Genomic DNA, 23116 nt, shown 5'->3' with positions numbered 1-23116 from the left:
AGGCAGGACAACGGATGTTCGATCTCAAGGGCAAGGTGGCGCTGGTCACGGGCGGCAATGGCGGCATCGGGCTCGGCATGGGGCTGGGCCTGGCGAAGGCGGGTGCGCGCGTCGTGGTGGCAGCGCGCGATGCGCAGAAATCGGCGGCCGCCGTCGACGCCTTGAAGGCGGCCGGCAGCGACAGCTTCGCGCTCCAGGCCGACGTGACGAACGAGGACTCGGTGGCGGCGCTGTTCGACCAGCTGGCGGCGCGCTGCGGCCGGCTCGACATCCTCGTCAACAACGCCGGCACGACGGTGCGCAAGCCGGTGGACCAGCTCGCGCTGGCCGAGTGGCACCAGGTGATGGACACCAACCTGACGAGCGCCTTCCTGTGCTGCCGGGCCGCGCATCCGCACCTGAAGGCAGCCGGCGGCGGCAAGATCATCAACATCGGCTCGATGATGTCGATCTTCGGCGCACCCTATGCGCCGGCCTACGGCGCGAGCAAGGGCGGCATCGTGCAGCTCACCCGCGCGATGGCCGCCTCGTGGGCGGCCGACGGCATCCAGGTCAACGCGGTGCTGCCGGGCTGGATCCAGACCGACCTGACCGATGGCGCGCGAGCCCAGGTGCCAGGGCTCAGCGAGCGGGTGGTGGCCCGCACCGCGGCCGGCCGCTGGGGCCGGCCCGAAGACCTGGCGGGCATTGCGGTGTTCCTGGCCAGCGCGGCGTCGGACTTCGTGACCGGCACTGCGATCCCGGTCGACGGCGGCTACTCGATCGCCGCATAGGGCTGGGCGCCCTTCCGGGCGCCCTCGCGGCCGGGCATCGGAAAAGCCGATGCAGCTGCAAGGAAAAGGCGACTTTGTAGCGCAGCGCTGAGCCCACATCATCGACTCCATTGCAGCAAGCCATGGAGTTGGACGAGATGATTCGAACGGGCGAACAACAAGCGAACGCCTTCGCGCCCCCCGCCACACCCGCCTTTCGCTTCGACGGCTCGGGCACGCTGTGCCGGGTCGGGCTGATCTACATCGCCTCGAGCATCGTCATGGACGCCGAATGGGCCGCCATGGCGGCGCCCGGCGTGTCGATCCACACCACACGCATCAAGCTGCCCAAGGTGACGGTGGAGGGCATCGAGCAGATGATGGATTCGCCCGAGCTGGCGCAGGCCGCGCGCCTGGTGGGCTCGGCACCCATCGACCTGCTGTGCTTCGGCGGCACCAGCGCCTCGTTCCTGCACGGCACCGCCTACGACCACGCGCTGATCGCCAAGATGAAGCAGTGGGTGCCCGGGCCGCTGGTCAACACGGCATCGACCGCCACGCTGGCGGCGCTCAAGAAGGTGGCAGCCGGCAAGGTCGCGCTCGCCACGCCCTACGTGGATGCGGTGCACGCCAAGGCGATCCGCTTCCTGGAAGAGAACGGGCACCCCGTCGTGCGCCATGCCAACCTGCGCATCGACGAGGACCGCGCGCTGGCCGAGGTGCCGCTTTCGCAGGTCTATGACCTGGTGCGCTCGGTGGACCATCCCGAAGCCAGCGCGATCTTCATCAGCTGCACCAATTTCCGCTCGGTCGGCGCCATCGAGGCGCTGGAGCAGGCGCTCGGCAAGCCGGTCATCTCGGCCGTGCAGGCCTCGTTCTGGCACTGCCTCGAACTGCTGCAGATCGCCGGCGCCCGGCCCGGCTACGGGCAGCTCTTCGACGGCCGCATCGCGCCCGGCGCCTGACATTGCGCTTCGTCTCCCCTGCTTCCAACTCTCCGAGAATCCTCGCCATGCAACCCATTCGACGTCTTCTGCTCACCGCGGCCTGCGCCTTGCTGGCCACCGGCGGCGCCCAGGCACAGACCGCGCTCGACAACATCGTCAAGACCGGCGTGATCCGCATCGCCGTGCCCACCGACTACCCGCCCTACGGCTTCGTCGGCACCGACCTGCAGCCGCAGGGACTGGACATCGACATGGCGCGCTACGTGGCCGGCAAGCTCGGCGTCAAGGCCGAGCTGGTGCCGGTGACCAGCACCAACCGCGTGCCCTACCTGCAGACGCGCAAGGTCGACATCGTGATCTCGACGCTGGCGCGCAACGCCGAGCGTGAGAAGGTGGTCGACTTCACGACCGCGGCCTACTCGCCCTTCATCAGCGCCGTGTTCGCCCCCAAGACGCTGGCCGTCAAGAGCTTCGCCGATCTCGACGGCAAGTCGGTGGGCGTGACGCGCGGCACCATCGAGGACCAGGAGCTGACCAAGGTGCTGCCCAAGGGCGCCAACCTGATGCGCTTCGAGGACCATGCGGCCACCATCACCGCGATGGGTGCCGGCCAGGTGGCGGCGGTGGGCAGCAGCCAGCCGGCCGTCTCCAAGCTGATCCAGAACCAGCCGCAGATGGGCCTGGAGAACAAGCTCATGCTGAGCCAGAGCCCCAACTACATCGGCGTGCCGAAGGGCGAGGACAAGCTGCGCGAGCGCATCAACGAGATCGTGATCGAGGCCCGCAAGTCGGGTGAGTCGGACCGGATGTCGACCCGCTGGCTGGGCCGCGCGGTGGGCGACATCCCGATGTGAGGCGTCAGCCCATCTGCAGCAGGATGTCGCGGACCCGGTCCAGCGACGGATCGATGTCGTCCGTGTCGATTGCACCGTAGCCCAGCATGAGCCCCTGGCGGGGTGCCTCGAAGTGCGAGAAGACCTCGAGCGGGTAGAGCCCGACGTCGACCCGGCGTGCCAGCCTCAGCAGGGTCTCCATGTCGATCGGCTTTCTGCAGAGCGCCGCCAGGTGGATGCCCGCGGTCGCCGGCACCGTTTCGAACCAGGGCGACAGGTCGCCGTCGAAGCGCCGCATGATGCGCTCGCGCCGCTCGACATAGACCGCGTGGCAGCGGCGGATGTGCTTGTGGAGGCCGCCGTCCGCGATGAACTTGGCCAGCGCCCACTGGGCCGGCGTGGCCGTGTGCCAGTCGCTCAGGTGCTTGGCGATGCAGACCGCCTGCAGGATGGCGGGCGGCGCGATCAGGTAGCCCAGGCGCAGTTCGGGCGACAGGGTCTTCGAGAAGGTGCCGACGAAGGCGACGCTGCCTCGCGTGTCCATGCTCTGCAGCGAGTCGGTGGGGCGCCCCTCGTAGCGGAATTCGCTGTCGTAGTCGTCCTCGATGACGATCGCGCCGATCGCGTGGGCGCGCGCCAGCAGCGCCTCGCGGCGGCGCTGGCTCATCGGCATGCCGAGCGGGAACTGGTGCGCCGGCGTCACGTAGACCAGCCGCGTGCCGTCCGGGATCCGTTCGACCTGCAGGCCCTCGGCATCGACCGGGATGCCGACCACCTCGGCCCCCTGGGCGCCGAACAGCAGGCGTGCCGGCGGATAGCCGGGCTCCTCGACCGCCACCAGGCTGCCCGGCTCGACCAGCACCCGGGCCACCAGGTCGAGCGCCTGCTGGGCGCCGTTGGTGACGATGACGTCATCGACGCCGCAGCGCACGCCGCGGGCGAAGGCGGCGTGCCGGGCGATCGCCTCGCGCAGCACCGGCATGCCCTCGACCGGCCCATAGAGGCCGCGCGAGCGTGCCCCTTCGCGCAGCGCGTGCAGCACGCAGCGGCGCCATTCGGCATGCGGGAACAGGCTGCGCGCAGGCGCCCCGCCGATGTATTCGTAGCGTGAGTGGCCGGCCGGCGCCGGGTGGCGCAGCGGCGTGTCCATGCGGCGCCAGCGCTCGGCGACCGCCGCGCCGGCGAAGGACGGGCTCGCGGCCGGCGGCGCCGCGGACCGCACCGTGTCGGCGACGAAGGTGCCGCTGCCGACGCGGCCGACCAGCAGCCGGTCGAAGGTGAGCCGCGCATAGGCTTCCGAAACGGTCTTGCGCGACAGGCCGAGTTGTTCGGCGAGCAGCCGCGAGGGCGGCAGCTTTTCGCCCGCGGCCAGCCGGCCGGCGCGGATCGAATCCCTCAGCTGCCGGTAGAGCTGCCCGGCGAGGTCCTTGTCACCGTCGATGACGACGTGCAACTCCATGCGATTGGACTCCTGCAAATGGCCCGGATTGGCCGCCCGCGAGAGGGCCAGGGCTTTTTAGCATGGGGCCATCCTCATCACCCAACGGAGCAACACCATGGAACAACGACTCGATTTCTACAAGGCCTCCCCCGACGCGCTGAAGGCGCTGATCTCGCTCGAAGTGGCGGTCGGCAAGCTGGGCCTCGAGCCCGCCCTGCTCGACCTCGTGAAGCTGCGCGCCTCGCAGATCAACGGCTGCGCCTTCTGCGTCGACCTGCATGCGAGCGACTTGCGCAAGAAGGGCGAGACCGAGCGGCGCCTCTACGCCGTCCCGGTGTGGCGCGAGACGCCTTTCTTCACCCCGCGCGAACGCGCCGCCCTGGCCTGGACCGAAGCCATCACCCAGGTCGCGACCCAGCACGCGCCCGATCCCGACTACGAGGCCCTGAGTGCCGAATTCAGCGAGCGCGAGCGGGTCGACCTGACGCTCGCGATCGGCGTGATCAACAGCTGGAACCGGCTGTCGATCGGCTTCCGCAAAACCCTGACCGCCTAGACGGCGCGCCATGAGCGCCCGGCTGGTGCGGCAGGCCAAGCGCAGCCGGGCTGCTCGCCAGAACTGACGTCGCCTGCCACCGGCTGGCGCAGCTGAGACACGTTGCCCTAGGGATCGACCCCATCGCAAGGCATGAAGCCCCGGAACGCAGCGCCGTGTTCTCACGCCGCCGCGGCGGTTGCTCGACGACGATCCGGACGGCCACGGCAGCGGCGGGCGCGACGATGAAGAGCTGCAGCGTCGGCGAGTCGCGGCCCGCGATGCTGTCGCGTTGCGAGTAGCATGGCGCTGAAACGCCCCTCCCCGGCGTTGCTTGACGTGCCATGAACACCTCGCCCGGCTCCCGGGGCCTGCCCCGCCGCAGCATTGCCGCCGCTGCCATCGCCTTGCCGGCCTTCTGGCTGGGCCCGCGGGCGCAACCTGCCGCGCCCCGGCGACCCACGCCCTCGCAGACCGAAGGCCCGTTCTATCCGGTCGCCCTGCCGGCCGACACCGACGCCGACCTGCTGCACAACGGCCCGCTGAACTACGCCACCACCCAGCCGGCCTGGGTCGACGGCACGGTCACCGATCTGGACGGGCGCGCGCTGCGTGGCGCCCAGGTCGAGATCTGGCAGTGCGACGAAGCCGGCCACTACCACCACCCCGGCGACGGCGACCGCGCCGATCGCGCTTTTCAGGGCTTCGGGCGTGTCATGGTCGACGACCAAGGGCGCTACCGCTTCCGCACCCTCCGGCCGGTGCCCTACAGCGGGCGCACGCCCCACATCCACTTCAAGGTCAAGCTGGGCACGCGCGAACTGCTGACCACCCAGCTCTACGTGGAAGGCGCACCGGACAACGCCCGCGACGGGCTGTGGCGTCGTCTCTCGGAGTCCGAGCGGGCCGCGCTCACCGTGCCCTTCGCGCGCGCGCCGGACGGCTGGAAGGCCAGCTTTCCGATCGTCGTCGGCGCCTGAGCGCCGGTCAGCCCGCCAACCGCCCCGCGGTGAGCCGCAGCACCCGGTCGCAGCGCCCCGCCAGGCTCTCGTCGTGGGTCACCATCACGAAGGCGGTGCCGCGGTCGCGCGCCAGCTGCAGCATCAGCGCGAACACGCCGTCGGCGGTGGCGCGGTCGAGGTTGCCGGTGGGCTCGTCAGCCAGCACGCAGTCGGGCTGCGTCACCAGCGCGCGCGCGATCGCCACCCGCTGGCGCTCGCCGCCCGACAACTCCGCCGGCCGGTGCTGCACCCGCTCGCCCAGGCCCACGGCCGTCAGCATGGCCGCCGCCGCATCGCTCGCCTGGGCCGGCGGCAGGCGGCGGATCTTGAGCGGCATGGCGACGTTGTCGAGCGCGCTGAATTCCGGCAGCAGGTGATGGAACTGGTAGACGAAGCCGAGGTGCCGGTTACGCAGCCGGCCCTGCTCGGCGGCATCGACATGCGCGATGTTTTCGCCGTGCAGCTCGACGCTGCCCGCGGTCGGGGCGTCGAGGCCGCCCATCAGGTGCAGCAGCGTGCTCTTGCCCGAGCCCGAGGCGCCGACGATCGCCAGCGTCTCGCCGGCGCGGACGTCGAGGTCGACGCCGTGCAGCACGGTGAGGTCGATGCGGCCTTCATGGAAGCGCTTGGTCAGTCCGCGGACCTTCAACACCACGTCACTCATAGCGCAGCGCCTCCGCCGGGTTGACGCGGCTCGCGCGCCAGCTCGGATAGAGGGTGGCGACGAAGGCCAGCACCAGCGAGATGACGGTGATCGGCAGGATGTCGCCGCGCTGCGGGTCGCTCGGCATCTTGCTGATCAGGTAGATGTCCTTGGGCAGGAAGCTGGCATGAAAGAGCCGCTCGAGCGCCGGCACGATGACGTCGATGTTGTAGGCGATGCCCAGCCCCAGCAGCAGCCCGCCGAGGGTGCCGATGACGCCGACCATCGCGCCCTGCACGACGAAGATGCCCATGATGCTTTTCGGGCTGGAGCCCAGCGTGCGCAGGATCGCGATGTCGGCGCGCTTGTCGGTCACGGTCATGACCAGGGTCGAGACCAGGTTGAAGGCCGCCACCGCGACGATCAGCGTGAGGATGATGAACATCATGCGTTTCTCGACCTGCACCGCCGCAAACCAGGTCTTGTTGGCGCGGGTCCAGTCGCGGATCAGGAACTGGCCCGGCAGCGTGGCCGCCAGCTGGTCGGCCACCTCGCGCGCCTGGTGCAGGTCCTTGAGCTTGAGGCGCACGCCGGTCGGGCCTTCGAGGCGGAACACGCGGGCCGCGTCCTCGGCGTGGATCATCGCCAGCGCCGAGTCGTACTCGTAGTGGCCCGAGTCGAAGGTGCCGACCACGGTGAAGGGCTTGAAGCGCGGCATCACGCCGGCCGGCGTGACCTGGCCGCCCGGGGCCACCAGCGTGACCTGGTCGCCGACCCGCACGAACATCGAGCGCGCCAGCTCGATGCCCAGCACGATGCCGAACTCGCCCGGCACCAGCTTGTCGAGCGCGCCCTGCTGCGCGGTGGTCGAGATGTCGGTCACCTGCGGCTCCAGCTTCGGATCGATGCCGCGGATCAGGGCGCCCTTCATGTCCTCGCCGCGCGCCAGCAGCGCCTGCGCCGCGACGAAGGGTGCGACGCCGATCACCTCGGGGTTCTTGCGCGCCTCGGCCATGATGGCGTCGATGTCGGCCAGCGCCTGGCCGTCGCGCGAGAAGATCTCGATGTGGGAGATCACGCCGAGCATGCGGTCGGTGACTTCCTTCTGGAAGCCGTTCATCACGCTCAGCACGATGATCAGCGCCGCCACGCCCAGCGCGATGCCGAACATCGAGACGCCGGAGATGAAGGAGATGAAGCCGTTGCGCCGCGTGGCCCGGCCGGCTCGGGTGTAACGCCAGCCGAGTTGCAGTTCGTAGGGGAGTCGCATAAGGAAACAATTGTGGCATCCCGGACAATAGGCCCATGTCCGCACCGCCCAACGCCCGCCATCTGCTCGTTCCCTTCGCCGGCCGGGGCTCCCCCGCCTGCCGCGCGGCGCTGGCCGGCCTGCGGCTGCCCAAGCTCGAAACCTTGCTGGCCCGGCTCGCGCGGGTGCACGAGGACACCCAGGACGACAGCACCCGCTCGCCGCCGCACGAGCGCGCCCTGGCCGAGGCGCTCGGCATCGCGGCCGCCGACGGCTGCATTCCCTGGGCCGCGCTGGAAGCGACACGCTCCGGCCTGGGTCCGACCGAGGGCGGCCAGGCCTGGGGCGTCGCCACGCTGTGCCATTGGCAGGTGGGCATCGACGACGTGATGCTGGGCGATCCGGCCGCGATCGAGATCGACGCCGAGGAGTCCGATGCGCTGCTGGCGGCGGCCCTGCCGTTCTTCGAGGAAGACGGCATCGCGCTGCATGCCTCGGCGACGCCGGGCCGCTGGCTGGCGCAGGGACCGATCTTCGACGGCCTGGCGACGGCGTCGATCGACCGCGCGGTCGGCTTCCCGATCTCGCAGTGGTCGCCCCTGTCCGACGCCGGCCGGCCGCTGCGCCGGCTGCAGAACGAGATGCAGATGCTGCTCTACACCGAACGCGTGAACGACGCCCGCGCCGCCCGCGGCGTGCCGCCGATCAATTCCTTCTGGCTCAGCGGCACCGGCGTGCTGCCCGCCGGCTTCACCGTGCCGCAGGCTGGCCCCACCGTGGCCGATGCGCTGCGCACCCCCGCCCTGCGTGACGACGGTGCCGCCTGGGCCTCGGCCTGGCAGGCCCTCGACGCCGGCCCGGTGGCCGAATTGCTGGCTGCCTGCAGCGCCGGCGAAGCCGTCACGCTGACGCTGTGCGGCGACCGCAGCGCGCAGCGCTTCGCGGTCCGCCCGCGCGGCCTGGCCGCCTGGGCCAAGGGGCTGTTCGGCCGCCCGACGGCGGCGTCCTTCCTCGAGGCGCTGTGACCATGAAGATCCTGGCCCGGGACATCCCGCCGCGCAGTGCCTGGGCGCTGGAGCAGGCCGGCGTGCATCCGCTGCTGGCGCGGCTCTATGCCGCGCGCGGCGTGCTGTCGAAGGATGAGCTCGACGACGGCCTGGCGCGGCTGCTGCCGCCCGCCACGCTGCGCGGCGCACGCGAGGCCGCCCTGCTGCTGGCCGACGCGATCCGCGACCAGCGGCGGCTGTGCATCGTCGCCGACTACGACTGCGACGGCGCGACCGCCTGTGCGGTGGCGGTGCGCGGCCTGCGGCTGCTGGGGGCGCGCCATGTCGCCTACCTGGTGCCCGACCGGGTGGTCGACGGCTACGGCCTGACGCCGCCGATCGCCGAGCGCGTGGCCGCGAGCGGGGCCGAGCTGCTGATCACGGTCGACAACGGCATCGCGAGCGTCGATGGCGTGGCGGCGGCGAAGGCGCGCGGGCTCGCGGTGCTGGTGACCGACCACCACCTGCCGGGTCCGCTTCTGCCCGCCGCCGACGTGCTGGTGAACCCGAACCAGCCCGGCTGCGAATTCGACAGCAAGAGCATCGCCGGCGTCGGCGTGATGTTCTACGTGCTGCTGGCGCTGCGCACCGAACTGCGCACGCGCGGCGTCTTCGACCTCGGCAACCAGCCCAAGCTCGACGCGCTGCTGCCGCTGGTCGCGCTCGGCACCGTCGCCGACGTGGTCCGGCTCGATGCCAACAACCGCCGCCTCGTGGCCCAGGGCCTGCGCCGCATCCGCGGCGGTGCGATGCCGGTGGGCATCGCCGCGCTGTTCAAGGCCGCCGGCCGCCAGGCGGCAGCGGCCACCACCTTCGACTTCGGCTTCGCGCTCGGGCCGCGCATCAATGCCGCCGGCCGGCTGGCCGACATGACGCTCGGCATCGAGTGCCTGCTGACCGACGACGCCGGCCGCGCCGACGAACTCGCGAACCTGCTCGACGGCATCAACCGGGAGCGGCGCGACATCGAAGGCGGCATGCGCGACAAGGCGCTGCTGCTGGCCGAGACGCTGTTCGACGACAGCCTGGCGCCGCCGGCCGCGATCAGCGTCTTCGGCGCCGACTTCCACGAAGGCGTGGTCGGCATCGTGGCCTCGCGCATCAAGGACCGCTTCCACCGGCCGACCTTCGTCTTCGCGGCCAGCGCCGCCGACGGCAAGGCGCACGAACTCAAGGGCTCCGGGCGCTCGATCCCCGGCTTCCACCTGCGCGATGCGCTCGACCTGGTCGCCAAGCGCCATCCCGGCGTGCTGCTGCGCTTCGGCGGCCACGCGATGGCGGCCGGCTGCACGGTGGCGCGCGAGCAGTTCCCGGTCTTCGAGCAGGCCCTGGCGCAGGTCGCGCAGGAGTGGCTCGACGCCGCCACCCTGACCCGCCGGCTCGACACCGACGGGCCCCTGGCACCCGAGTACCTGCGCGTCGACATGGTCGACACGCTGCATCGCGAAGTCTGGGGCCAAGGCTTCGCGCCGCCGACCTTCAGCGAGGAGGTCGAGGTGGTGTCGCAGCGCCTGGTCGGCGAGAAGCACCTGGCGCTCAAGCTCAGGCACCGCGGCAAGCCGGTGGACGGCATCTGGTTCGGCCACACCGAGCCGCTGCCGCCCAAAGTGGTGCTGGCCTGGCGGCTCGATGCCGACGAATGGCAGGGCGTGCGGCGAGTGCGCTTCCTGGTCGAGGGGGCCGAAATCTAGGGCTCGGATTGTTTCCAGTCCGTTAACGCCGCTGTTCCGTTTGCGGCGGTTGCAAGGTGGGGTTCGGCGCCAAACTTCTCCTCACCAACCAACCCCTGTGAAGGAACCGAAATGAATGCCTCGAAAGTGATCGCCGCCGCTGCCCTGTCCTTGCTGGCTGCTGCCGGTGCCCATGCGGAAACCTATGACGGCGTGCATGCGCTGACCTCGTCGGCCAGCCGCTCCGAAGTGGCGGGCCAGGGCGTCGTTGCCGCACGTGCGGGCAACGCCTATGGCGAAGGTGCCAGCGCTGGCGCGCAGACCTTCACCTCCACTGCCAGCCGCTCGGCCGTGAATGCCGAAGCGGTCGCCAAGGCGCACGACCCGTTCGCCAGCCTCGACCGCCGCGCGTTCTATCGCGACCAGGTGCCGAGCGCCTACAACAAGCCGAAGGTCTCGTTCTCGCGCCAGGCTGCGCTGTAGTCAACGCGAGAAGACCTGGTTGAGCCCGATCGCGTAGCCCCGGACACGGTCCGGGCCGCTGCGCGCGGCGCTCAGGTCGACGCTGATCGTCGGCGTCAGATTGAAGCGCAGGCCGGCGCGCGTGCTCCAGGTGTCGAAGGCGCGAAAGCGCTCGGCCACCAGGTACAGCCTGTCGTCGAGCGCCCAGGCCCCCTGAAGCCCGCCGCGGCCGGTTCGCTCGCCGCTGCCGGGTGCCCAGTCGTACCCCACGTTGACATTGATCCACAGGCTGTCGAGCGCGTGCCAGGTCACGGGCACGGCGAACTGGCCGCCCGCGCGGCCGCCGTGCGTGGCATCCCATACGGCACTGAAGAACAAGGCGGCACTGAGATCGGTCTTGTCCGGCTGCTGCGTGAAGGTCCACTTGAGCTGCGGCCCGACGCCATAGGCATGTTCGCCCGGCACCGATGCGCGGTCGATGTTGAAGCCGAGTTCGACCGGGCCGACCCGGCATGCGGGGCCCAGGTGGTAGTCGGTGACCCGTTCGCGGCCGAAGCGCCCGCCCCAGACTTCGTACTGGCACTGGCCTTCGTCCAGCGTGCCCGCGTCATCGATGTCGAAGTGCCCGCCCGCATGGCCCGGCGTCGCGAGCAGGCTGAGCAGCGGGAGAAGAAGCAGACGGGCCATGGCGGCGCATTCTAGGGGCCTCGCGTGACTCAGATTTCGAACTGGGGCTGCAACTCGCGAATGCGTTTCATGGCGACGCCCGCCGCGGCCGTCCGGGTCTCGACGCCCAGCTTCACGTAGACCCTTTCGAGATGCTTCTTGGCGGTGGCCGGACTGCTGCCGAGGATCTCGCCGATGTCCTTGTTGGTCTTGCCCTTGACCACCCAGTACAGCACCTCGGCCTCGCGCGCCGTCAGCTTCAGGCTCAGGCTCATGGCCTCGATCACCGTGGTGTCCGACACCTCGCGCATGATGATCAGCCAATCGTCGCCCTCGTCGTCGTGGCCGGTCTGCTGGTGCAGCCGCAGGCTCAGGCTGGCGGCACCTTGCGCGATCGCCAGGGCCGGCGGTTCGATCTGGCGCTGCTGCGCATCGGGCAGGTGGCGCCGCAGCCATTCGAGCACCGCCGGCGGCGTCACCGGCGCGCTGGTTCCGCAGTAGCGCAGCAGCATCTCGCGCGCCAGCGCGGTCTGCCAGATCAGCTTGCCCTCGGGCATGCGCACCGTGATGCTGGCATAGCCGAAGGCATCGAGCGCGTTGCGCGCCTGGCCCGCCTGCTGCGCTTCCTGGCGCGCGCGCCGCGCGCCCTGCAGGTGCACGTTCATGCGCGCCAGCACTTCCTTGGGCTTGATCGGCTTGGTCACGTAGTCGACGCCGCCGGCCTCCAGCGCGGCCACCAGGTGCTCGGTCTCGGTCAGCCCGGTCATGAAGACGATCGGGATGTGCGCGGTCGCGGCATCGGCCTTGAGCCGGCGCGCGACTTCGAAGCCGTCGATGCCCGGCATCATCGCGTCGAGCAGCACGATGTCCGGCCGCGCCTGCGCCGCGCGCTGCAGCGCCTGCTCGCCGCTGGTGGCGACCAGCACGGTGTAGCCCGATTCGTCGAGCGCATCGTGCAGCACCGCGAGGTTGTCGGGCACGTCGTCGACGATCAGCACCAGGTCGCTGTTGCCGCCGCTGCCGCGCAGCGTGTCGACCAGCATCGGGGGATCCTTCGCTACGCTCATGGCGTCGTCCCGGCGGCCGCGCTCAAGGCCCGGCTCATGGCCTCGAACTGGAATTGCCGCGCCAGCGCGCGCTGGGCATCGGTCCAGGCCGCGCATTCGGGCTCGGCCGCGTCGATGTCGTCGAGTTGATTCATGATGCCTCGAAAATAGCCCAGGCCCACCGCCTCCTCGAGCGCGCGCAAGCGCGCCGTGGAGGGCAGCACCACCGCGGCCGGCTGGGCCACCGGCGCCGCGGCCGGATGCTCGGTCCAGCGGATGCCGAGCCGGCGTTCGAGCCAGTCGAGCAGCTCGCTGTGGCGCACCGGCTTGACGAAGAAATCGTCGGGCGTGATGCCGACGTCGTTGTCGAGGCGCTTGTCGAAGGCGTTGGCCGAGACGATCGCCACCGCGGCGTCGGCCAGCCCGAGCGCACGCGACCGGCGGATGGTCTCCCAGCCGTCGATGCCGGGCATCGCGAGGTCGACGAACATCGCATCCGGACGCCAGCCGGCCGCGACCAGGTCCAGCGCGTCATGGCCGCTGGCGGCGGTGCGCAGCTCGAAGCCCAGCGGCGCCAGCACCTGCACCAGCAGCTCGCGATCGGCTTCCTCGTTGTCGACCACCAGCAGGCGCCGCCGGCCGCCCTCGTAGCCGCGCCGCAGCCGCGCCACGGGCGCCGGCACGCGACGGCCGCTGCCGGCGGGCAGCTCGTGCACGCGCGGCAGGAACAGCCGCAGGCTGAACACCGAGCCGGCGCCGGGCGTGCTCTGCACGTTCATCTCGCCGCCCATCAGGTCGATCAGCATCTTGGCGATGGTCAGCCCCAGGCCGGCGCCGGGTGCCGCCGGTCCGGCCGTGGCGCCGCGCGCGAAGGGCTCGAAGATGCGCCCGAGCTCCTCGGCCGACATGCCCGGACCGGTGTCCTCGATCTCGATCGCGGCGAACTCGCGCGCATAGCGCAGCCGCAGCGTGACCTGCCCCGCGGCGGTGAACTTGATCGCATTGCCCAGCAGGTTGATGAGGATCTGCCGCACCCGCTTCTCGTCCGCGCGCACCAGCTCGGGCAGGCTGCCGCTGGGCTCGAAGCGGAAAGCGAGGCCCTTCTCCTCGGCGGCCAGCTCGAACATGTCGGCCAGCTCGCTCATCAGGTCGGCGAACTGCATCGGGCGCGCATTCAAGGTCAGCTTGCCGGCCTCGATGTGGGCGATGTCCAGCGTGCCCTCGATCAGTGACAGCAGGTGCTCGCCGCCGCGCCTGATCACCGCCACCGCCTGCCGGCGATGCGGCGGCACGGCCGCATCCTCGCCCATCAGCTGCGCATAGCCCAGGATGCTGTTGAGCGGCGTGCGCAGCTCGTGGCTGATGGCGCTGATGTAGCGGCTCTTGGCCTGGTTGGCCTGGTCGGCCGCGCGCTTGGCCTCCTCGGCGATGCCGCGCGCCTGGTCGGCGCTCTGCTTGGCCGCCTGCAGCGCGCGGTCGGTCTTGCGGTGCAGCTCGATCTCGCGCACCAGCAGGTGGGTCTGGCGGTTCGATTCCTCCTGCGCCACCTTGCGGCTCTGGTGCGCCAGCACCAGCCACCAGGCGACGATGCCCGCGATCACCAGCAGCGCCATGTAGGCCTTGAGGAAACCCGAGCGCAGCGCGGCCGGCTGGGTGCTGGCCTGGGCGCCCTCGCCCAGCAGCGCGTCCCCGAGCGCGCGCAGCTCCTGCTGGTACAGCACGCCGAAGACGCCGGCCAGCAGGGGCACGACGATCAGCATCAGCAGCAGGAAATGGCCGAGCCCGGTGTCGAGGTAGGGCCAGACGCGGCGCGGCAACAGCCAGCGCAGCGCACCCGACCATTGCGCCGACAGGCTCGCCTGCGGCTTGCAGAGGTCGCCGCAGCGCGCGTCCAGGGTGCAGCAGAGCGAACAGATGGCGCCCTGGTAGGCGGGGCAGTGCGCCATGTCCGGGCCTTCGTATTCCCGCTCGCAGATCACGCAGCGCTGCGTGACCAGCCGGCGGTAGCTGCCGGCGCCCGATTCGACCCGCGCCCAGCGGATCGCCGAGCGCTGCGTCGACGGCGCGAAGGGCGCGGCACCGCCCTCGCTGGAGACCCGCGCAATGTAGTACTTGCCGCGCGTGGCCCAGGCGATCAACGGCGATGCGACGAAGGCGGTGCCGAGTGCGATCAGGGCCGAGAAGGCCTGCGCCAGGGGCCCGAAGACGCCGAGGTGGGCGGTGATCGACAGCCCCGAGGCCAGCGCCATCGCGCCGACACCGACCGGGTTGATGTCCCACAGGTGGGCGCGCTTGAACTCGATGCCCGGCGGCGACAGGCCCAGCGGCTTGTTGATGACCAGGTCGGCCACCACCGCCATCATCCAGGCGATCGCGATGTTGGCGTAGAGGCCCAGCACGTCGCCCAGCGCCTCGAACACGTTCATCTCCATCAGCATGAAGGCGATCAGCGCGTTGAACACCACCCACACCACGCGGCCCGGATGGCTGTGCGTGACGCGCGAGAAGAAGTTGCTCCAGGCCAGCGAGCCGGCATAGGCGTTGGTGACGTTGATCTTGAGCTGCGAGATGACGACGAAGATCGCGGTCGCGGCCACCGCCCAGCCGTAGTTCGGGAACACGTACTCGTAGGCCGCCAGGTACATCTGGTTCGGATCGACCGCGCGCTCGGGCGGCACCATGTGGCTGATCGCCAGGTAGGCGAGCAAGGCGCCCCCCAGCATCTTGAGCACGCCGAGCACCACCCAGCCCGGACCGCCGGCCAGCACGCCGGCCCACCAGCGGCCGCGGTTGGCGGCCGTGCGTGCCGGCATGAAGCGCAGGTAGTCGGCCTGCTCGCCCATCTGGGTGATGAGGGCGATGCCGACGGTCAGCGCGGCACCGAAGAGGTGCAGATCGAAGCCGTCCAGCTTCGATTTGGAACCGATGTAGTGCGTCACCCCGGCGAACGCACCAGGATCGCGCGCCAGCACGTAGCCGAAGGGCACGACCAGCATCAGCAGCCAGACCGGCTGGGTCCAGACCTGCAGCCAGCTGATGGCCGAGATGCCGTGCGTGACCAGGGGGATCACGACCAGCGCGCAGATGAGGTAACCCCAGATCGGCGGGATGCCGAGCGCGAGCTCGAGCGCATAGGCCATCACCGCGGCCTCCAGCGCGAAGAAGATGAAGGTGAACGAGGCGTAGATGAGCGAGGTCAGGGTCGAGCCGATGTAGCCGAAGCCGGCGCCGCGCGTGAGCAGGTCCATGTCGACGCCGTAGCGCGCGGCGTAGACGCTGATCGGCAGCCCGGCCAGGAAGATGATCAGCCCGGTGCACAGGATGGCCCAGAAGGCGTTGGCGAAGCCGTACTGCACCAGCAGCGTGGCGCCGACCGCCTCCAGGATCAGGAACGAGGCGGCGCCGCCGAAGGCCGTGCTGGCGACCCGCCACTCGGACATCCGGCGGAAGCGCTGCGGCGTGTAGCGCAGCGCGTAGTCCTCCAGCGTCTCGCGGGCGACCCAGCTGTTGTAGTCGCGCCGGACCTTGACGATGCGCTGCGGCGCTTCGTCGCTCGGAGCGGGGGAGACGGCTGGGAGATCCACACCGCATTGGTGCAGCTTTCGTGCCACGGCACGACTGTTGCAACGATCGGTGACTGCCCAATAATGGCCTGCCCCCAGACGCCACCTCCGCACCCATGGAACTCACACCGCGCGAAAAAGACAAGCTGCTGATCTTCACCGCCGCCCTGCTGGCCGAACGGCGCCGGGCCCGCGGGCTCAAGCTCAACTACCCCGAGGCCGTGGCCCTGATCTCGGCGGCGGTGATGGAGGGCGCGCGCGACGGCAAGAGCGTCGCCGCCCTGATGAGCGAGGGCCGCGCCGTGCTGACCCGGGCCGACGTCATGGACGGCATCGCCGAGATGATCCCGGACATCCAGGTCGAAGCCACCTTTCCCGACGGCACCAAGCTGGTGACCGTGCACCAGCCGATCGTCTGAACGACCTATTCGAACAACACCCAGGACATCACCCCATGCGACTCACCCGCACCGCACCTGCCCTCGCCTTGCTGCTCGCCGCGCTGCCGCTGGCCGCCAGCGCCCACACCGGGGTCGACGCCGGCCTGCACCACGGCTTCCTCGCCGGCTTCATGCATCCGCTGACCGGCGCCGACCATCTGGCGGCGATGGTGGCGGTCGGCCTCTGGAGCGCCCTCACCGCGCGCCGGGCCTGGCCCGACCTGCTGTGGGCGCCGCTGGGCTTCGCCACGATGCTGCTGGCCGGCGCGCTGGTCGGACTGTCCGGCGTGCAGCTGCCTGCGGTCGAGCCGATGATCGCGGCCTCCCTGCTGGTGCTGGGCCTGCTCGTCGTCACGCAACGGCGCCTGCCGCCGCTCGCGGCCGCGGCGCTGGTCGGTGTCTTCGCGGTTTTCCATGGCGTTGCGCACGGCCAGGAACTGGCCGGGGAATCGGGCGCCGCCCTGACGCTGGCCGGCATGCTGGCCGCCACCGTGCTGCTGCACGCAGCCGGCATCGCGGCCGGCTGGACGCTGCGCCACGGCCATCGCTGGCTGCCGCGCATCGCGGGCGCCGCGGTGGCGCTGTTCGGCGTCGCGCTGCTCGGCGGCGCGCTGGCCTGAGGCGCATCGATGATCCCGGGCGAACTCATCACCGACGAGGGCGCGCACGTCCTCAACCCCGGCCGCCGCGCCATCACGCTGGTGGTCCAGAACACCGCCGACCGGCCGATCCAGGTCGGCTCGCACTACCACTTCGCCGAGACCAACGGCGCCCTGGGCTTCGACCGCGAGGCCGCGCGCGGCATGCGGCTGAACATCGCCTCGGGCACGGCGGTGCGCTTCGAGCCGGGCCAGCAGCGCACGGTCGAGCTGGTCGATTTTTCGGGTGACCGCGTGATCTACGGCTTTCGCGGCCTCGTGCAAGGAAAGCTGTAAATGGCAACCATCGGGCGACGCGCCTACGCCGAGATCTTCGGCCCCACCGTCGGCGACCGCGTGCGGCTGGCCGACACCGACCTCGTGATCGAGGTCGAGGAAGACTACACGCTGCACGCCGGCGGCTACGGCGAGGAAGTCAAGTTCGGCGGCGGCAAGACCATCCGCGACGGCATGGCGCAGGGCCAGCGCACGCGCGCCGAAGGCACGGTCGACACCGTGATGACCAATGCGCTGATCCTCGACCACTGGGGCATCGTGAAGGCCGACATCGGCCTGAAGGACGGCCGCATCGTCGCCATCGGCAAGGCCGGCAACCCGGACGTGCAGCCGGGCGTGGACATCGTGATCGGCGCCGGCACAGAGGTGATCAGTTGCGAGGGCAACATCGTCACCGCGGGCGGCATCGACAGCCACATCCATTTCATCTGCCCGCAGCAGATCGAAGAGGCGCTGGCCTCCGGCGTGACGACGATGCTCGGCGGCGGCACCGGCCCCGCGACCGGCACCTTCGCGACCACCGCGACGCCCGGCCCCTGGCACATCGAGCGCATGCTGCAGGCGGCCGACGCCTTTCCGATGAACCTCGGCTTTCTCGGCAAGGGCAACGCCAGCCTGCCGGCGTCGCTGCACGAGCAGATCGACGCCGGCGTGATCGGACTCAAGCTGCACGAGGACTGGGGCACCACGCCATCGGCGATCAGCAACTGCCTGGACGTGGCCGACGCCACCGACACCCAGGTCGCGATCCACAGCGACACGCTCAACGAATCGGGCTTCGTCGAGAACACCATCGCCGCCGTGAAGGGCCGCGGCATCTGCGCCTTCCATACCGAGGGTGCGGGCGGCGGCCATGCGCCCGACATCCTGCGGGTGGTGGGCGAGGCCAACTTCCTGCCCTCGTCGACCAACCCGACGATGCCTTACACCGTGAACACGCTCGACGAGCACGTCGACATGCTGATGGTGTGCCACCACCTGGACGCCGGCATCCCCGAGGACCTGGCCTTCGCCGAGAGCCGCATCCGCAAGGAGACCATCGCGGCCGAGGACATCCTGCACGACCTCGGCGCGATCAGCATGTTCAGCTCCGACAGCCAGGCCATGGGCCGGGTCGGCGAGATCGTGATCCGCTGCTGGCAGACCGCCCACAAGATGAAGGGCCAGCGCGGCAAGCTGCCCGAGGACAACGCTCGCAACGACAACTTCCGCGCCAAGCGCTATGTCGCCAAGTACACGATCAACCCGGCGCTGGCGCACGGCATCGCCCACGAGGTCGGCAGCATCGAGGTCGGCAAGTGGGCCGACCTGGTGGTCTGGAAGCCGGCCTTCTTCGGCGTCAAGCCCTTCACGATCATCAAGGGCGGCACGATCGCGATGGCCGCGATGGGCGACCCCAACGCGTCGATCCCGACGCCGCAGCCGGTGCACTACCGGCCGATGTTCGGCGCCTATGGCGGCTCGCTCGCCAGGAGCTCGCTGACCTTCGTCTCGCAGGCCGGGCTGGCGGCGGGCATCGGCGAGCGCTACGGCCTCGCCAAGACCTTGAGCGCGGTGAAGAACGTCCGCGGCGTGCGCAAGCAGCACATGGTGCACAACGCGCTCACGCCGAAGATGGAGATCGACCACCAGACCTACGCGGTGCGCGCGGATGGGCAGCTGCTGGTGTGCGATCCGGCGGTGTCGCTGCCGATGACGCAGCGGTATTTTCTGTTCTAGTCCCGGTTGGGGTGCGCGCGGATCGACAATCCGCCTATCCGAACCCTCTCGCCTGTCATGCTCACAGCCAACAAACTCATGCCCCAGGGCGGCGGCCTCGCGGCCGTCCTGCTCAAGCGCGCCGCCACCGTCGAACTCGACTGGGACGTGCGCCAGAAGAGCCGCTTCGACACCACCGATTCGCAAGGCCGCCAGATCGGCGTCTTCCTGCCGCGTGGCACCGCCGTGCGCGGTGGCGACGTGCTGGTGGCCGAGGACGGCTCGCTGGTCAAGGTCGTGGCCGCGCCGCAGCCGGTGCTGGTCATCACGCACTGCAGCGCCCACGGCACGCCGTTCGACCTGATGCGCGCGGCCTACCACCTGGGCAACCGGCACGTGCCGATCGAGCTCAAGCCCGACCACCTGAAGATCGAGCCCGACCACGTGCTGGCCGCCATGCTGCGCTCGATGCACCTGATCGTGCGCGAGGCCGAGGAAGCCTTCGAGCCCGAAGGCGGAGCCTACGGCGCCCACGGCGGCGGCCATGGGCATGCGCACGGCGCGGCGCCCGTCGGGCCGGTGCTGCATCCGGATGCGTATGCAGGGTCGCAGGCGGGCCACGCGCATGACCACGACCACGACCATTCCCACGGCCACTCGCACTGATGGCTGATGCGCCGGCCGCCCTGCCCGCCAGCAGCCTGCTGCAGCTGATCTGGCTGGCTTCGCCGGCGCTCCCGGTCGGCGGCTTCTCCTACTCCGAAGGGCTGGAGGCGGCCATCGACGGCGCCGGCATTGCGACCGAGCCCACCGTCTCCGACTGGCTGGCCGACCAGCTGCACCTGGCGCTCGCCCGGGCCGACCTGGCCGTGGTCGCGCAGGCCGTCCCGGCCTGGCGGCAATCGGACGCGGGCCGCATCCGCGCCCTCAACGACTGGGTGTTCCAGACCCGCGAATCGGCCGAATTCCTGCTGCAGACCGAGCAGATGGGCCGCTCCTTCGTCGAATGGCTCAAGCTGCACCATGCCGACGCCGCGGCCGTCTTCGAAACCCTGCCCGCCAGCTATCCGATCGCCTTCGCCTTCGCCGCCAGCCGCACCGAGGCCTCGGCGCGCGATGCCTGCCTGGCCTTCGCCTTCGGCTGGGCCGAGAACATGATCGGCGCCGCGGTCAAGGCGGTGCCGCTCGGCCAGAGCGCCGGCCAACGCATCCTCGGCCGGCTGGCGGCAGAAATTCCCCCGGCGGTCGATCATGCGATCACACTGGCGGATGACGAGCGGCAAGCCTTCTCGCCCATGCTCGCCGTGCTGTCCGCCCGCCACGAAACCCAGTACTCGCGCCTTTTCAGAAGCTAAACCCGTCCCCCACCATGTCCTCCGCCCTCCACCACATCCCCCACCGCACCAAGAAGCTGCCGCCGCTGCGCGTGGGCATCGGCGGCCCGGTCGGCTCCGGCAAGACCACGCTGCTCGAGATGCTGTGCAAGTCCATGCGTGACAAGTACGACCTGATCGCGATCACCAACGACATCTACACCAAGGAAGACCAGCGCCTGCTGACGGTCGCCGGCGCGCTGCCGGCCGAACGCATCATGGGCGTGGAAACCGGCGGCTGCCCGCACACCGCGATCCGGGAAGATGCGTCGATCAACCTCGAGGCCATCGACCGCATGCTGGCGCAGTTCCCCGATGCCGACGTGGTGTTCGTCGAATCGGGCGGCGACAACCTGGCGGCCACCTTCAGCCCCGAGCTGTCCGACCTGACGATCTACGTGATCGACGTCGCGGCCGGCGAGAAGATCCCGCGCAAGGGCGGCCCCGGCATCACCAAGAGCGACCTGTTCGTCATCAACAAGACCGACCTCGCGCCCCATGTCGGGGCCGACCTCGGCGTGATGGAAGCCGACACCAGGCGCATGCGCAAGCAGCGTCCCTTCGTGATGACCAACCTCAAGACCCGCAGCGGCCTGGCCGAGGTGGTGGCCTTCATCGAAGAACGCGGGATGCTGGCCGAAGCCTGATCGGCCCGCCCGGCTCAGAGTTCGCTCGCGTCCTTGAGCTGGCGCGCCTTGTAGACCAGCCGGACGCTGGCATGGCGCGGATCGCTGATGCGCTGGGCGTAGACGTCGCAATCGCCCTGCACCCAGGCTGCAGAGGCGCTGCCCGGGTCGTTCGAGCCGAGTTCGGGGCCGAAGCGGTCGCGGCCCCAGGCGACGATCTCGGCAAAGGCCGCGGCCCCCAGATCGGGCGCCGAAGCGGTCGCGGCGACCCACTCCACGCGCCGCAGCTGGCCGCCGGCGAAGAAGAACACCGGCTCGAAAGACAGCCCTGCGAGCTGCGTCGGCGCGGCCCGCCAGGCCCCGGCGAGGCCACCGGCCAGGCGTTGCGGCCGCGGCACCCGCTCGGCACCCGGCAGCGCCGCCTGCAGTTCGTCGGCCGACATGCCCAGCCGCACGCCGGGCGGCAGGCCCTGGGCCGAGCCGGCCTGCGCGGCCGACAGCAAGGCAAGGCCGGCGAGCGCGCGGACCGGTTTCGACAGGAAGCGATGCATGGGGGAATCGGACAGGAAAAAGGCCGGGTAGGACTCCGGGCCGGACGGCAAGTTCAGCCGCGGACGCGCCTCAGGCTGGCATCAAATTGTGACGGCCTCTGTGATTTGGTCCGCATCTTGCTCGCGGACTAGACCATAGGGCTTGTATCGGAAAGTCACAAGACACGCGATACTGCCACAACCCGTTACAGACCCAGCGCCATCATGGCTTCAGAAGCGATCTTCCATCCCGCGACCGGCAGCGTCCAGTTCGCCATCTATCCCGACGGCTTCGACGGGGCCCGGATCATCGCCCGGATCGACGAGGAGGCGCTGCACGACCGCTTCCACGCCCCCGAAGGCCGCGACGCCGACCTGGTCCAGGCTTATGCGCGCAACGCCGACTCGATCGACGCCCGGGCCACCGCCCGTTACCGCGAGAATCCGGCCCGCGCGATCTGCCTGGGCAGCGAGGACTTCTAGCCGCCGCGCAGCCACAAAAAAACGGCCCCGAGGGGCCGTTTTTCTTTGCCGTCATCCAGGCTTACTTGCGGGCCTTCTTGGCTGGTGCAGCGGCCTTGGTCGCGGCGGCCTTCTTGGCCGGTGCAGCCTTCTTGGCCACCGGCTTGGCGGCGGCCTTGTCGGCCTTGCGCTTGGCGGCCTTGGGGTCGACGGCGGCCTTGAAGGCAGCGCCCGGCACGAACTTCGGCACCTTCTGGGCGGCGATCTTGATCGCTGCGCCAGCCTGGGGGTTGAAGCCGGTGCGCGCAGCGCGTGCCACTTGCTTGAAGGTGCCGAAGCCGATCAGCTGGACCGGGTCGCCCTTTTTCACTGCAGCGACGATGGAGCCGGTGATGGTTTCCAGGATGCGTGCGGCTTCGGCCTTGCTGACGTTGTGCGTGGTGGCGATCTTCTCGACCAGTTCGATACGGTTCACTTCAAATTTCCTATGGATGGTTTTCGCCATGTTTGCCTATGGCGGCGCAGCCTGCGACGCAAGCTGCAAGCGGCGCGGAGTGTAACGTAGGTGTGACCGGCACCTCCTCTCGCACCCCCGCACGGCGCGTGGGGCCGTCGTCGAATTTTGCTGATCCAGCGCAAGAAGCGTCTCGGCGGCAGATCGCATGGCCCTGCCCGCCCGGCGGGGACCGAGCGACGGGCTATCCTCGCGGCACGCCGCTGCCCGGCGAAGAAAAGGATGCACATGACGGCCCCCACGCTCTGGTGGTTGATGACCTTCGCACTGGTCGCCCTCGAACTGGTGACCGGCACCATCTATGCCCTGCTGGTGGCGATCGGCTTCGCGGTCGGCGCGCTGGCCGCCCACCTCGGCGCCGCGATGCCGACGCAGATCGTCTGCGCCGCCGTGGCCTGCATGGCCTTCGTCGGCGGCTGGTACCTGCGCGCGTCGCGGCGCCCAAAGGCGCGCCTGTCCGACGTGCAGATCGACGTCGGCGAACAGGTCACGGTGCCGGCCTGGAGCGAGGGCCGGACGGCCGAGGTCCGCTACCGCGGCGCCACCTGGCAGGTCAAGCCGGCGTCCGACGGGCCGACCGCGCCCGGCCTGCACCGCATCGTCGACGTGCAGGGCAATGTCCTGGTCGTCGCGTTCATCGGCTGATGCGCCACCGGCCCGCCTCTATCCACCGAAAGAAAGTCC

At 70.2% G+C, this 23116-nt stretch carries 25 protein-coding genes; 17 read left to right on the top strand and 8 right to left on the bottom strand.

What is annotated here, in order from left to right:
• The first annotated feature begins 14 nt into the window (after positions 1–14).
• The 3 genes from QTI33_RS12495 (at position 15) to QTI33_RS12485 (ending at position 2553) form a co-directional block, all read left to right on the top strand.
• A complete protein-coding gene (locus QTI33_RS12495) occupies positions 15–773 on the top strand; it encodes an SDR family NAD(P)-dependent oxidoreductase (RefSeq protein ID WP_286506283.1) in 759 nt (252 codons plus the stop codon).
• 137 nt (positions 774–910) lie between these two features.
• The gene (locus QTI33_RS12490; protein ID WP_286506282.1) at positions 911–1717 is read left to right on the top strand and encodes a maleate cis-trans isomerase family protein; all 807 of its coding nucleotides are present in this window, start codon (positions 911–913) and stop codon (positions 1715–1717) included.
• Between the two features lie 47 nt (positions 1718–1764).
• The gene (locus tag QTI33_RS12485) at positions 1765–2553 is read left to right on the top strand and encodes a transporter substrate-binding domain-containing protein (RefSeq protein WP_286506281.1); all 789 of its coding nucleotides are present in this window, start codon (positions 1765–1767) and stop codon (positions 2551–2553) included.
• A 4-nt stretch (positions 2554–2557) separates the two neighbouring features.
• On the opposite strand, the gene pdxR is transcribed toward QTI33_RS12485, so the two are convergent.
• Complete coding sequence (gene pdxR / locus QTI33_RS12480; protein ID WP_286506280.1) at positions 2558–3991, bottom strand: MocR-like pyridoxine biosynthesis transcription factor PdxR; 1434 nt, start codon at positions 3989–3991, stop codon at positions 2558–2560.
• A 97-nt stretch (positions 3992–4088) separates the two neighbouring features.
• Here pdxR and QTI33_RS12475 point away from each other — a divergent pair, with 97 nt between their 5' ends.
• Both QTI33_RS12475 and QTI33_RS12470 read left to right on the top strand, forming a co-directional pair.
• Positions 4089–4529 carry a carboxymuconolactone decarboxylase family protein gene (locus QTI33_RS12475; protein ID WP_286506279.1) on the top strand — a complete coding sequence of 147 codons (441 nt, stop codon included), beginning with the start codon at positions 4089–4091 and terminating at the stop codon, positions 4527–4529.
• Positions 4530–4852: 323 nt separating this feature from the next.
• Positions 4853–5488, top strand: coding sequence for a dioxygenase family protein (locus QTI33_RS12470; protein ID WP_286506278.1), 636 nt, complete (start codon positions 4853–4855; stop codon positions 5486–5488).
• A 7-nt stretch (positions 5489–5495) separates the two neighbouring features.
• Here QTI33_RS12470 and lolD read toward each other — a convergent pair whose 3' ends face one another.
• Positions 5496–6173, bottom strand: coding sequence for a lipoprotein-releasing ABC transporter ATP-binding protein LolD (gene lolD / locus QTI33_RS12465; protein ID WP_286506276.1), 678 nt, complete (start codon positions 6171–6173; stop codon positions 5496–5498).
• Positions 6166–7422 (bottom strand): lipoprotein-releasing ABC transporter permease subunit, encoded by a 1257-nt coding sequence (locus QTI33_RS12460; protein WP_286506275.1) that lies wholly within the window; start codon positions 7420–7422, stop codon positions 6166–6168. The genes lolD and QTI33_RS12460 overlap by 8 nt, the downstream gene beginning before the upstream one ends.
• Positions 7423–7457: 35 nt before the next feature.
• Here QTI33_RS12460 and QTI33_RS12455 point away from each other — a divergent pair, with 35 nt between their 5' ends.
• From QTI33_RS12455 to QTI33_RS12445, 3 genes are all read left to right on the top strand, one after another.
• Complete coding sequence (locus QTI33_RS12455) at positions 7458–8426, top strand: hypothetical protein (RefSeq protein ID WP_286506273.1); 969 nt, start codon at positions 7458–7460, stop codon at positions 8424–8426.
• 2 nt (positions 8427–8428) lie between these two features.
• Positions 8429–10138 (top strand): single-stranded-DNA-specific exonuclease RecJ, encoded by a 1710-nt coding sequence (recJ, locus tag QTI33_RS12450; RefSeq protein ID WP_286506272.1) that lies wholly within the window; start codon positions 8429–8431, stop codon positions 10136–10138.
• A 111-nt stretch (positions 10139–10249) separates the two neighbouring features.
• The gene (locus tag QTI33_RS12445) at positions 10250–10600 is read left to right on the top strand and encodes an alpha/beta hydrolase (protein WP_286506271.1); all 351 of its coding nucleotides are present in this window, start codon (positions 10250–10252) and stop codon (positions 10598–10600) included.
• Here the strand turns inward: QTI33_RS12445 and QTI33_RS12440 are convergent, their stop codons facing one another.
• The 3 genes from QTI33_RS12440 to QTI33_RS12430 are packed head-to-tail and all read right to left on the bottom strand — an operon-like array spanning position 10601 to position 15875.
• Positions 10601–11266: a PA4824 family protein gene (locus QTI33_RS12440; RefSeq protein WP_286506270.1), complete on the bottom strand. Its 666-nt coding sequence runs from the start codon at positions 11264–11266 to the stop codon at positions 10601–10603.
• Between the two features lie 29 nt (positions 11267–11295).
• A complete protein-coding gene (locus QTI33_RS12435) occupies positions 11296–12312 on the bottom strand; it encodes a response regulator transcription factor (protein ID WP_286506269.1) in 1017 nt (338 codons plus the stop codon).
• A complete protein-coding gene (locus tag QTI33_RS12430; RefSeq protein ID WP_444814835.1) occupies positions 12309–15875 on the bottom strand; it encodes a hybrid sensor histidine kinase/response regulator in 3567 nt (1188 codons plus the stop codon). Before QTI33_RS12430 ends, QTI33_RS12435 begins: the two co-directional genes overlap by 4 nt.
• Positions 15876–15970: 95 nt before the next feature.
• Between QTI33_RS12430 and QTI33_RS12425 the strand changes: the two genes are divergently transcribed.
• The 7 genes from QTI33_RS12425 to ureG are packed head-to-tail and all read left to right on the top strand — an operon-like array spanning position 15971 to position 20947.
• Positions 15971–16273, top strand: coding sequence for an urease subunit gamma (locus QTI33_RS12425; protein WP_286369833.1), 303 nt, complete (start codon positions 15971–15973; stop codon positions 16271–16273).
• 35 nt (positions 16274–16308) lie between these two features.
• A complete protein-coding gene (locus tag QTI33_RS12420) occupies positions 16309–16914 on the top strand; it encodes a HupE/UreJ family protein (protein ID WP_286506268.1) in 606 nt (201 codons plus the stop codon).
• A gap of 9 nt (positions 16915–16923) precedes the next feature.
• The gene (locus tag QTI33_RS12415) at positions 16924–17229 is read left to right on the top strand and encodes an urease subunit beta (RefSeq protein ID WP_286506267.1); all 306 of its coding nucleotides are present in this window, start codon (positions 16924–16926) and stop codon (positions 17227–17229) included.
• Positions 17230–18948 (top strand): urease subunit alpha, encoded by a 1719-nt coding sequence (ureC, locus tag QTI33_RS12410; protein ID WP_286506266.1) that lies wholly within the window; start codon positions 17230–17232, stop codon positions 18946–18948. It begins immediately after the preceding gene.
• Positions 18949–19005: 57 nt separating this feature from the next.
• Positions 19006–19593, top strand: coding sequence for an urease accessory protein UreE (ureE, locus tag QTI33_RS12405; protein ID WP_286506264.1), 588 nt, complete (start codon positions 19006–19008; stop codon positions 19591–19593).
• The gene (locus QTI33_RS12400; RefSeq protein WP_286506263.1) at positions 19593–20282 is read left to right on the top strand and encodes an urease accessory protein UreF; all 690 of its coding nucleotides are present in this window, start codon (positions 19593–19595) and stop codon (positions 20280–20282) included. The genes ureE and QTI33_RS12400 overlap by 1 nt, the downstream gene beginning before the upstream one ends.
• 14 nt (positions 20283–20296) lie before the next feature.
• Entirely contained in the window at positions 20297–20947 is a 651-nt protein-coding gene (gene ureG / locus QTI33_RS12395; RefSeq protein ID WP_286506261.1) for an urease accessory protein UreG, read from the top strand.
• A gap of 14 nt (positions 20948–20961) precedes the next feature.
• Here the strand turns inward: ureG and QTI33_RS12390 are convergent, their stop codons facing one another.
• Positions 20962–21477, bottom strand: coding sequence for a hypothetical protein (locus QTI33_RS12390; RefSeq protein WP_286506259.1), 516 nt, complete (start codon positions 21475–21477; stop codon positions 20962–20964).
• Between the two features lie 204 nt (positions 21478–21681).
• On the opposite strand from QTI33_RS12390, the gene QTI33_RS12385 reads away from it, so the two are divergent.
• Positions 21682–21939 carry a DUF1488 family protein gene (locus tag QTI33_RS12385; protein WP_286506258.1) on the top strand — a complete coding sequence of 86 codons (258 nt, stop codon included), beginning with the start codon at positions 21682–21684 and terminating at the stop codon, positions 21937–21939.
• A gap of 61 nt (positions 21940–22000) precedes the next feature.
• Here the strand turns inward: QTI33_RS12385 and QTI33_RS12380 are convergent, their stop codons facing one another.
• The gene (locus QTI33_RS12380; protein ID WP_286506257.1) at positions 22001–22423 is read right to left on the bottom strand and encodes an HU family DNA-binding protein; all 423 of its coding nucleotides are present in this window, start codon (positions 22421–22423) and stop codon (positions 22001–22003) included.
• Positions 22424–22660: 237 nt separating this feature from the next.
• Between QTI33_RS12380 and QTI33_RS12375 the strand changes: the two genes are divergently transcribed.
• A complete protein-coding gene (locus QTI33_RS12375) occupies positions 22661–23077 on the top strand; it encodes an NfeD family protein (protein WP_286506256.1) in 417 nt (138 codons plus the stop codon).
• Positions 23078–23116 lie beyond the last annotated feature (39 nt).

Origin of the sequence: Variovorax davisae (genome assembly GCF_030316845.1) — a bacterium.
GTDB classification, from domain to species: domain Bacteria; phylum Pseudomonadota; class Gammaproteobacteria; order Burkholderiales; family Burkholderiaceae_C; genus Variovorax; species Variovorax davisae.
This window is presented reverse-complemented; position numbering and strand designations above follow the sequence as displayed.

Coding starts and splice junctions, on each gene's coding strand:
- QTI33_RS12495 (WP_286506283.1), top strand. CDS start 15: ATGTTCGATCTCAAGGGCAAGGTGGCGCTGGTCACGGGCGGCAATGGC.
- QTI33_RS12490 (WP_286506282.1), top strand. CDS start 911: ATGATTCGAACGGGCGAACAACAAGCGAACGCCTTCGCGCCCCCCGCC.
- QTI33_RS12485 (WP_286506281.1), top strand. CDS start 1,765: ATGCAACCCATTCGACGTCTTCTGCTCACCGCGGCCTGCGCCTTGCTG.
- pdxR (WP_286506280.1), bottom strand. CDS start 3,991: ATGGAGTTGCACGTCGTCATCGACGGTGACAAGGACCTCGCCGGGCAG.
- QTI33_RS12475 (WP_286506279.1), top strand. CDS start 4,089: ATGGAACAACGACTCGATTTCTACAAGGCCTCCCCCGACGCGCTGAAG.
- QTI33_RS12470 (WP_286506278.1), top strand. CDS start 4,853: ATGAACACCTCGCCCGGCTCCCGGGGCCTGCCCCGCCGCAGCATTGCC.
- lolD (WP_286506276.1), bottom strand. CDS start 6,173: ATGAGTGACGTGGTGTTGAAGGTCCGCGGACTGACCAAGCGCTTCCAT.
- QTI33_RS12460 (WP_286506275.1), bottom strand. CDS start 7,422: ATGCGACTCCCCTACGAACTGCAACTCGGCTGGCGTTACACCCGAGCC.
- QTI33_RS12455 (WP_286506273.1), top strand. CDS start 7,458: ATGTCCGCACCGCCCAACGCCCGCCATCTGCTCGTTCCCTTCGCCGGC.
- recJ (WP_286506272.1), top strand. CDS start 8,429: ATGAAGATCCTGGCCCGGGACATCCCGCCGCGCAGTGCCTGGGCGCTG.
- QTI33_RS12445 (WP_286506271.1), top strand. CDS start 10,250: ATGAATGCCTCGAAAGTGATCGCCGCCGCTGCCCTGTCCTTGCTGGCT.
- QTI33_RS12440 (WP_286506270.1), bottom strand. CDS start 11,266: ATGGCCCGTCTGCTTCTTCTCCCGCTGCTCAGCCTGCTCGCGACGCCG.
- QTI33_RS12435 (WP_286506269.1), bottom strand. CDS start 12,312: ATGAGCGTAGCGAAGGATCCCCCGATGCTGGTCGACACGCTGCGCGGC.
- QTI33_RS12425 (WP_286369833.1), top strand. CDS start 15,971: ATGGAACTCACACCGCGCGAAAAAGACAAGCTGCTGATCTTCACCGCC.
- QTI33_RS12420 (WP_286506268.1), top strand. CDS start 16,309: ATGCGACTCACCCGCACCGCACCTGCCCTCGCCTTGCTGCTCGCCGCG.
- QTI33_RS12415 (WP_286506267.1), top strand. CDS start 16,924: ATGATCCCGGGCGAACTCATCACCGACGAGGGCGCGCACGTCCTCAAC.
- ureC (WP_286506266.1), top strand. CDS start 17,230: ATGGCAACCATCGGGCGACGCGCCTACGCCGAGATCTTCGGCCCCACC.
- ureE (WP_286506264.1), top strand. CDS start 19,006: ATGCTCACAGCCAACAAACTCATGCCCCAGGGCGGCGGCCTCGCGGCC.
- QTI33_RS12400 (WP_286506263.1), top strand. CDS start 19,593: ATGGCTGATGCGCCGGCCGCCCTGCCCGCCAGCAGCCTGCTGCAGCTG.
- ureG (WP_286506261.1), top strand. CDS start 20,297: ATGTCCTCCGCCCTCCACCACATCCCCCACCGCACCAAGAAGCTGCCG.
- QTI33_RS12390 (WP_286506259.1), bottom strand. CDS start 21,477: ATGCATCGCTTCCTGTCGAAACCGGTCCGCGCGCTCGCCGGCCTTGCC.
- QTI33_RS12385 (WP_286506258.1), top strand. CDS start 21,682: ATGGCTTCAGAAGCGATCTTCCATCCCGCGACCGGCAGCGTCCAGTTC.
- QTI33_RS12380 (WP_286506257.1), bottom strand. CDS start 22,423: ATGGCGAAAACCATCCATAGGAAATTTGAAGTGAACCGTATCGAACTG.
- QTI33_RS12375 (WP_286506256.1), top strand. CDS start 22,661: ATGACGGCCCCCACGCTCTGGTGGTTGATGACCTTCGCACTGGTCGCC.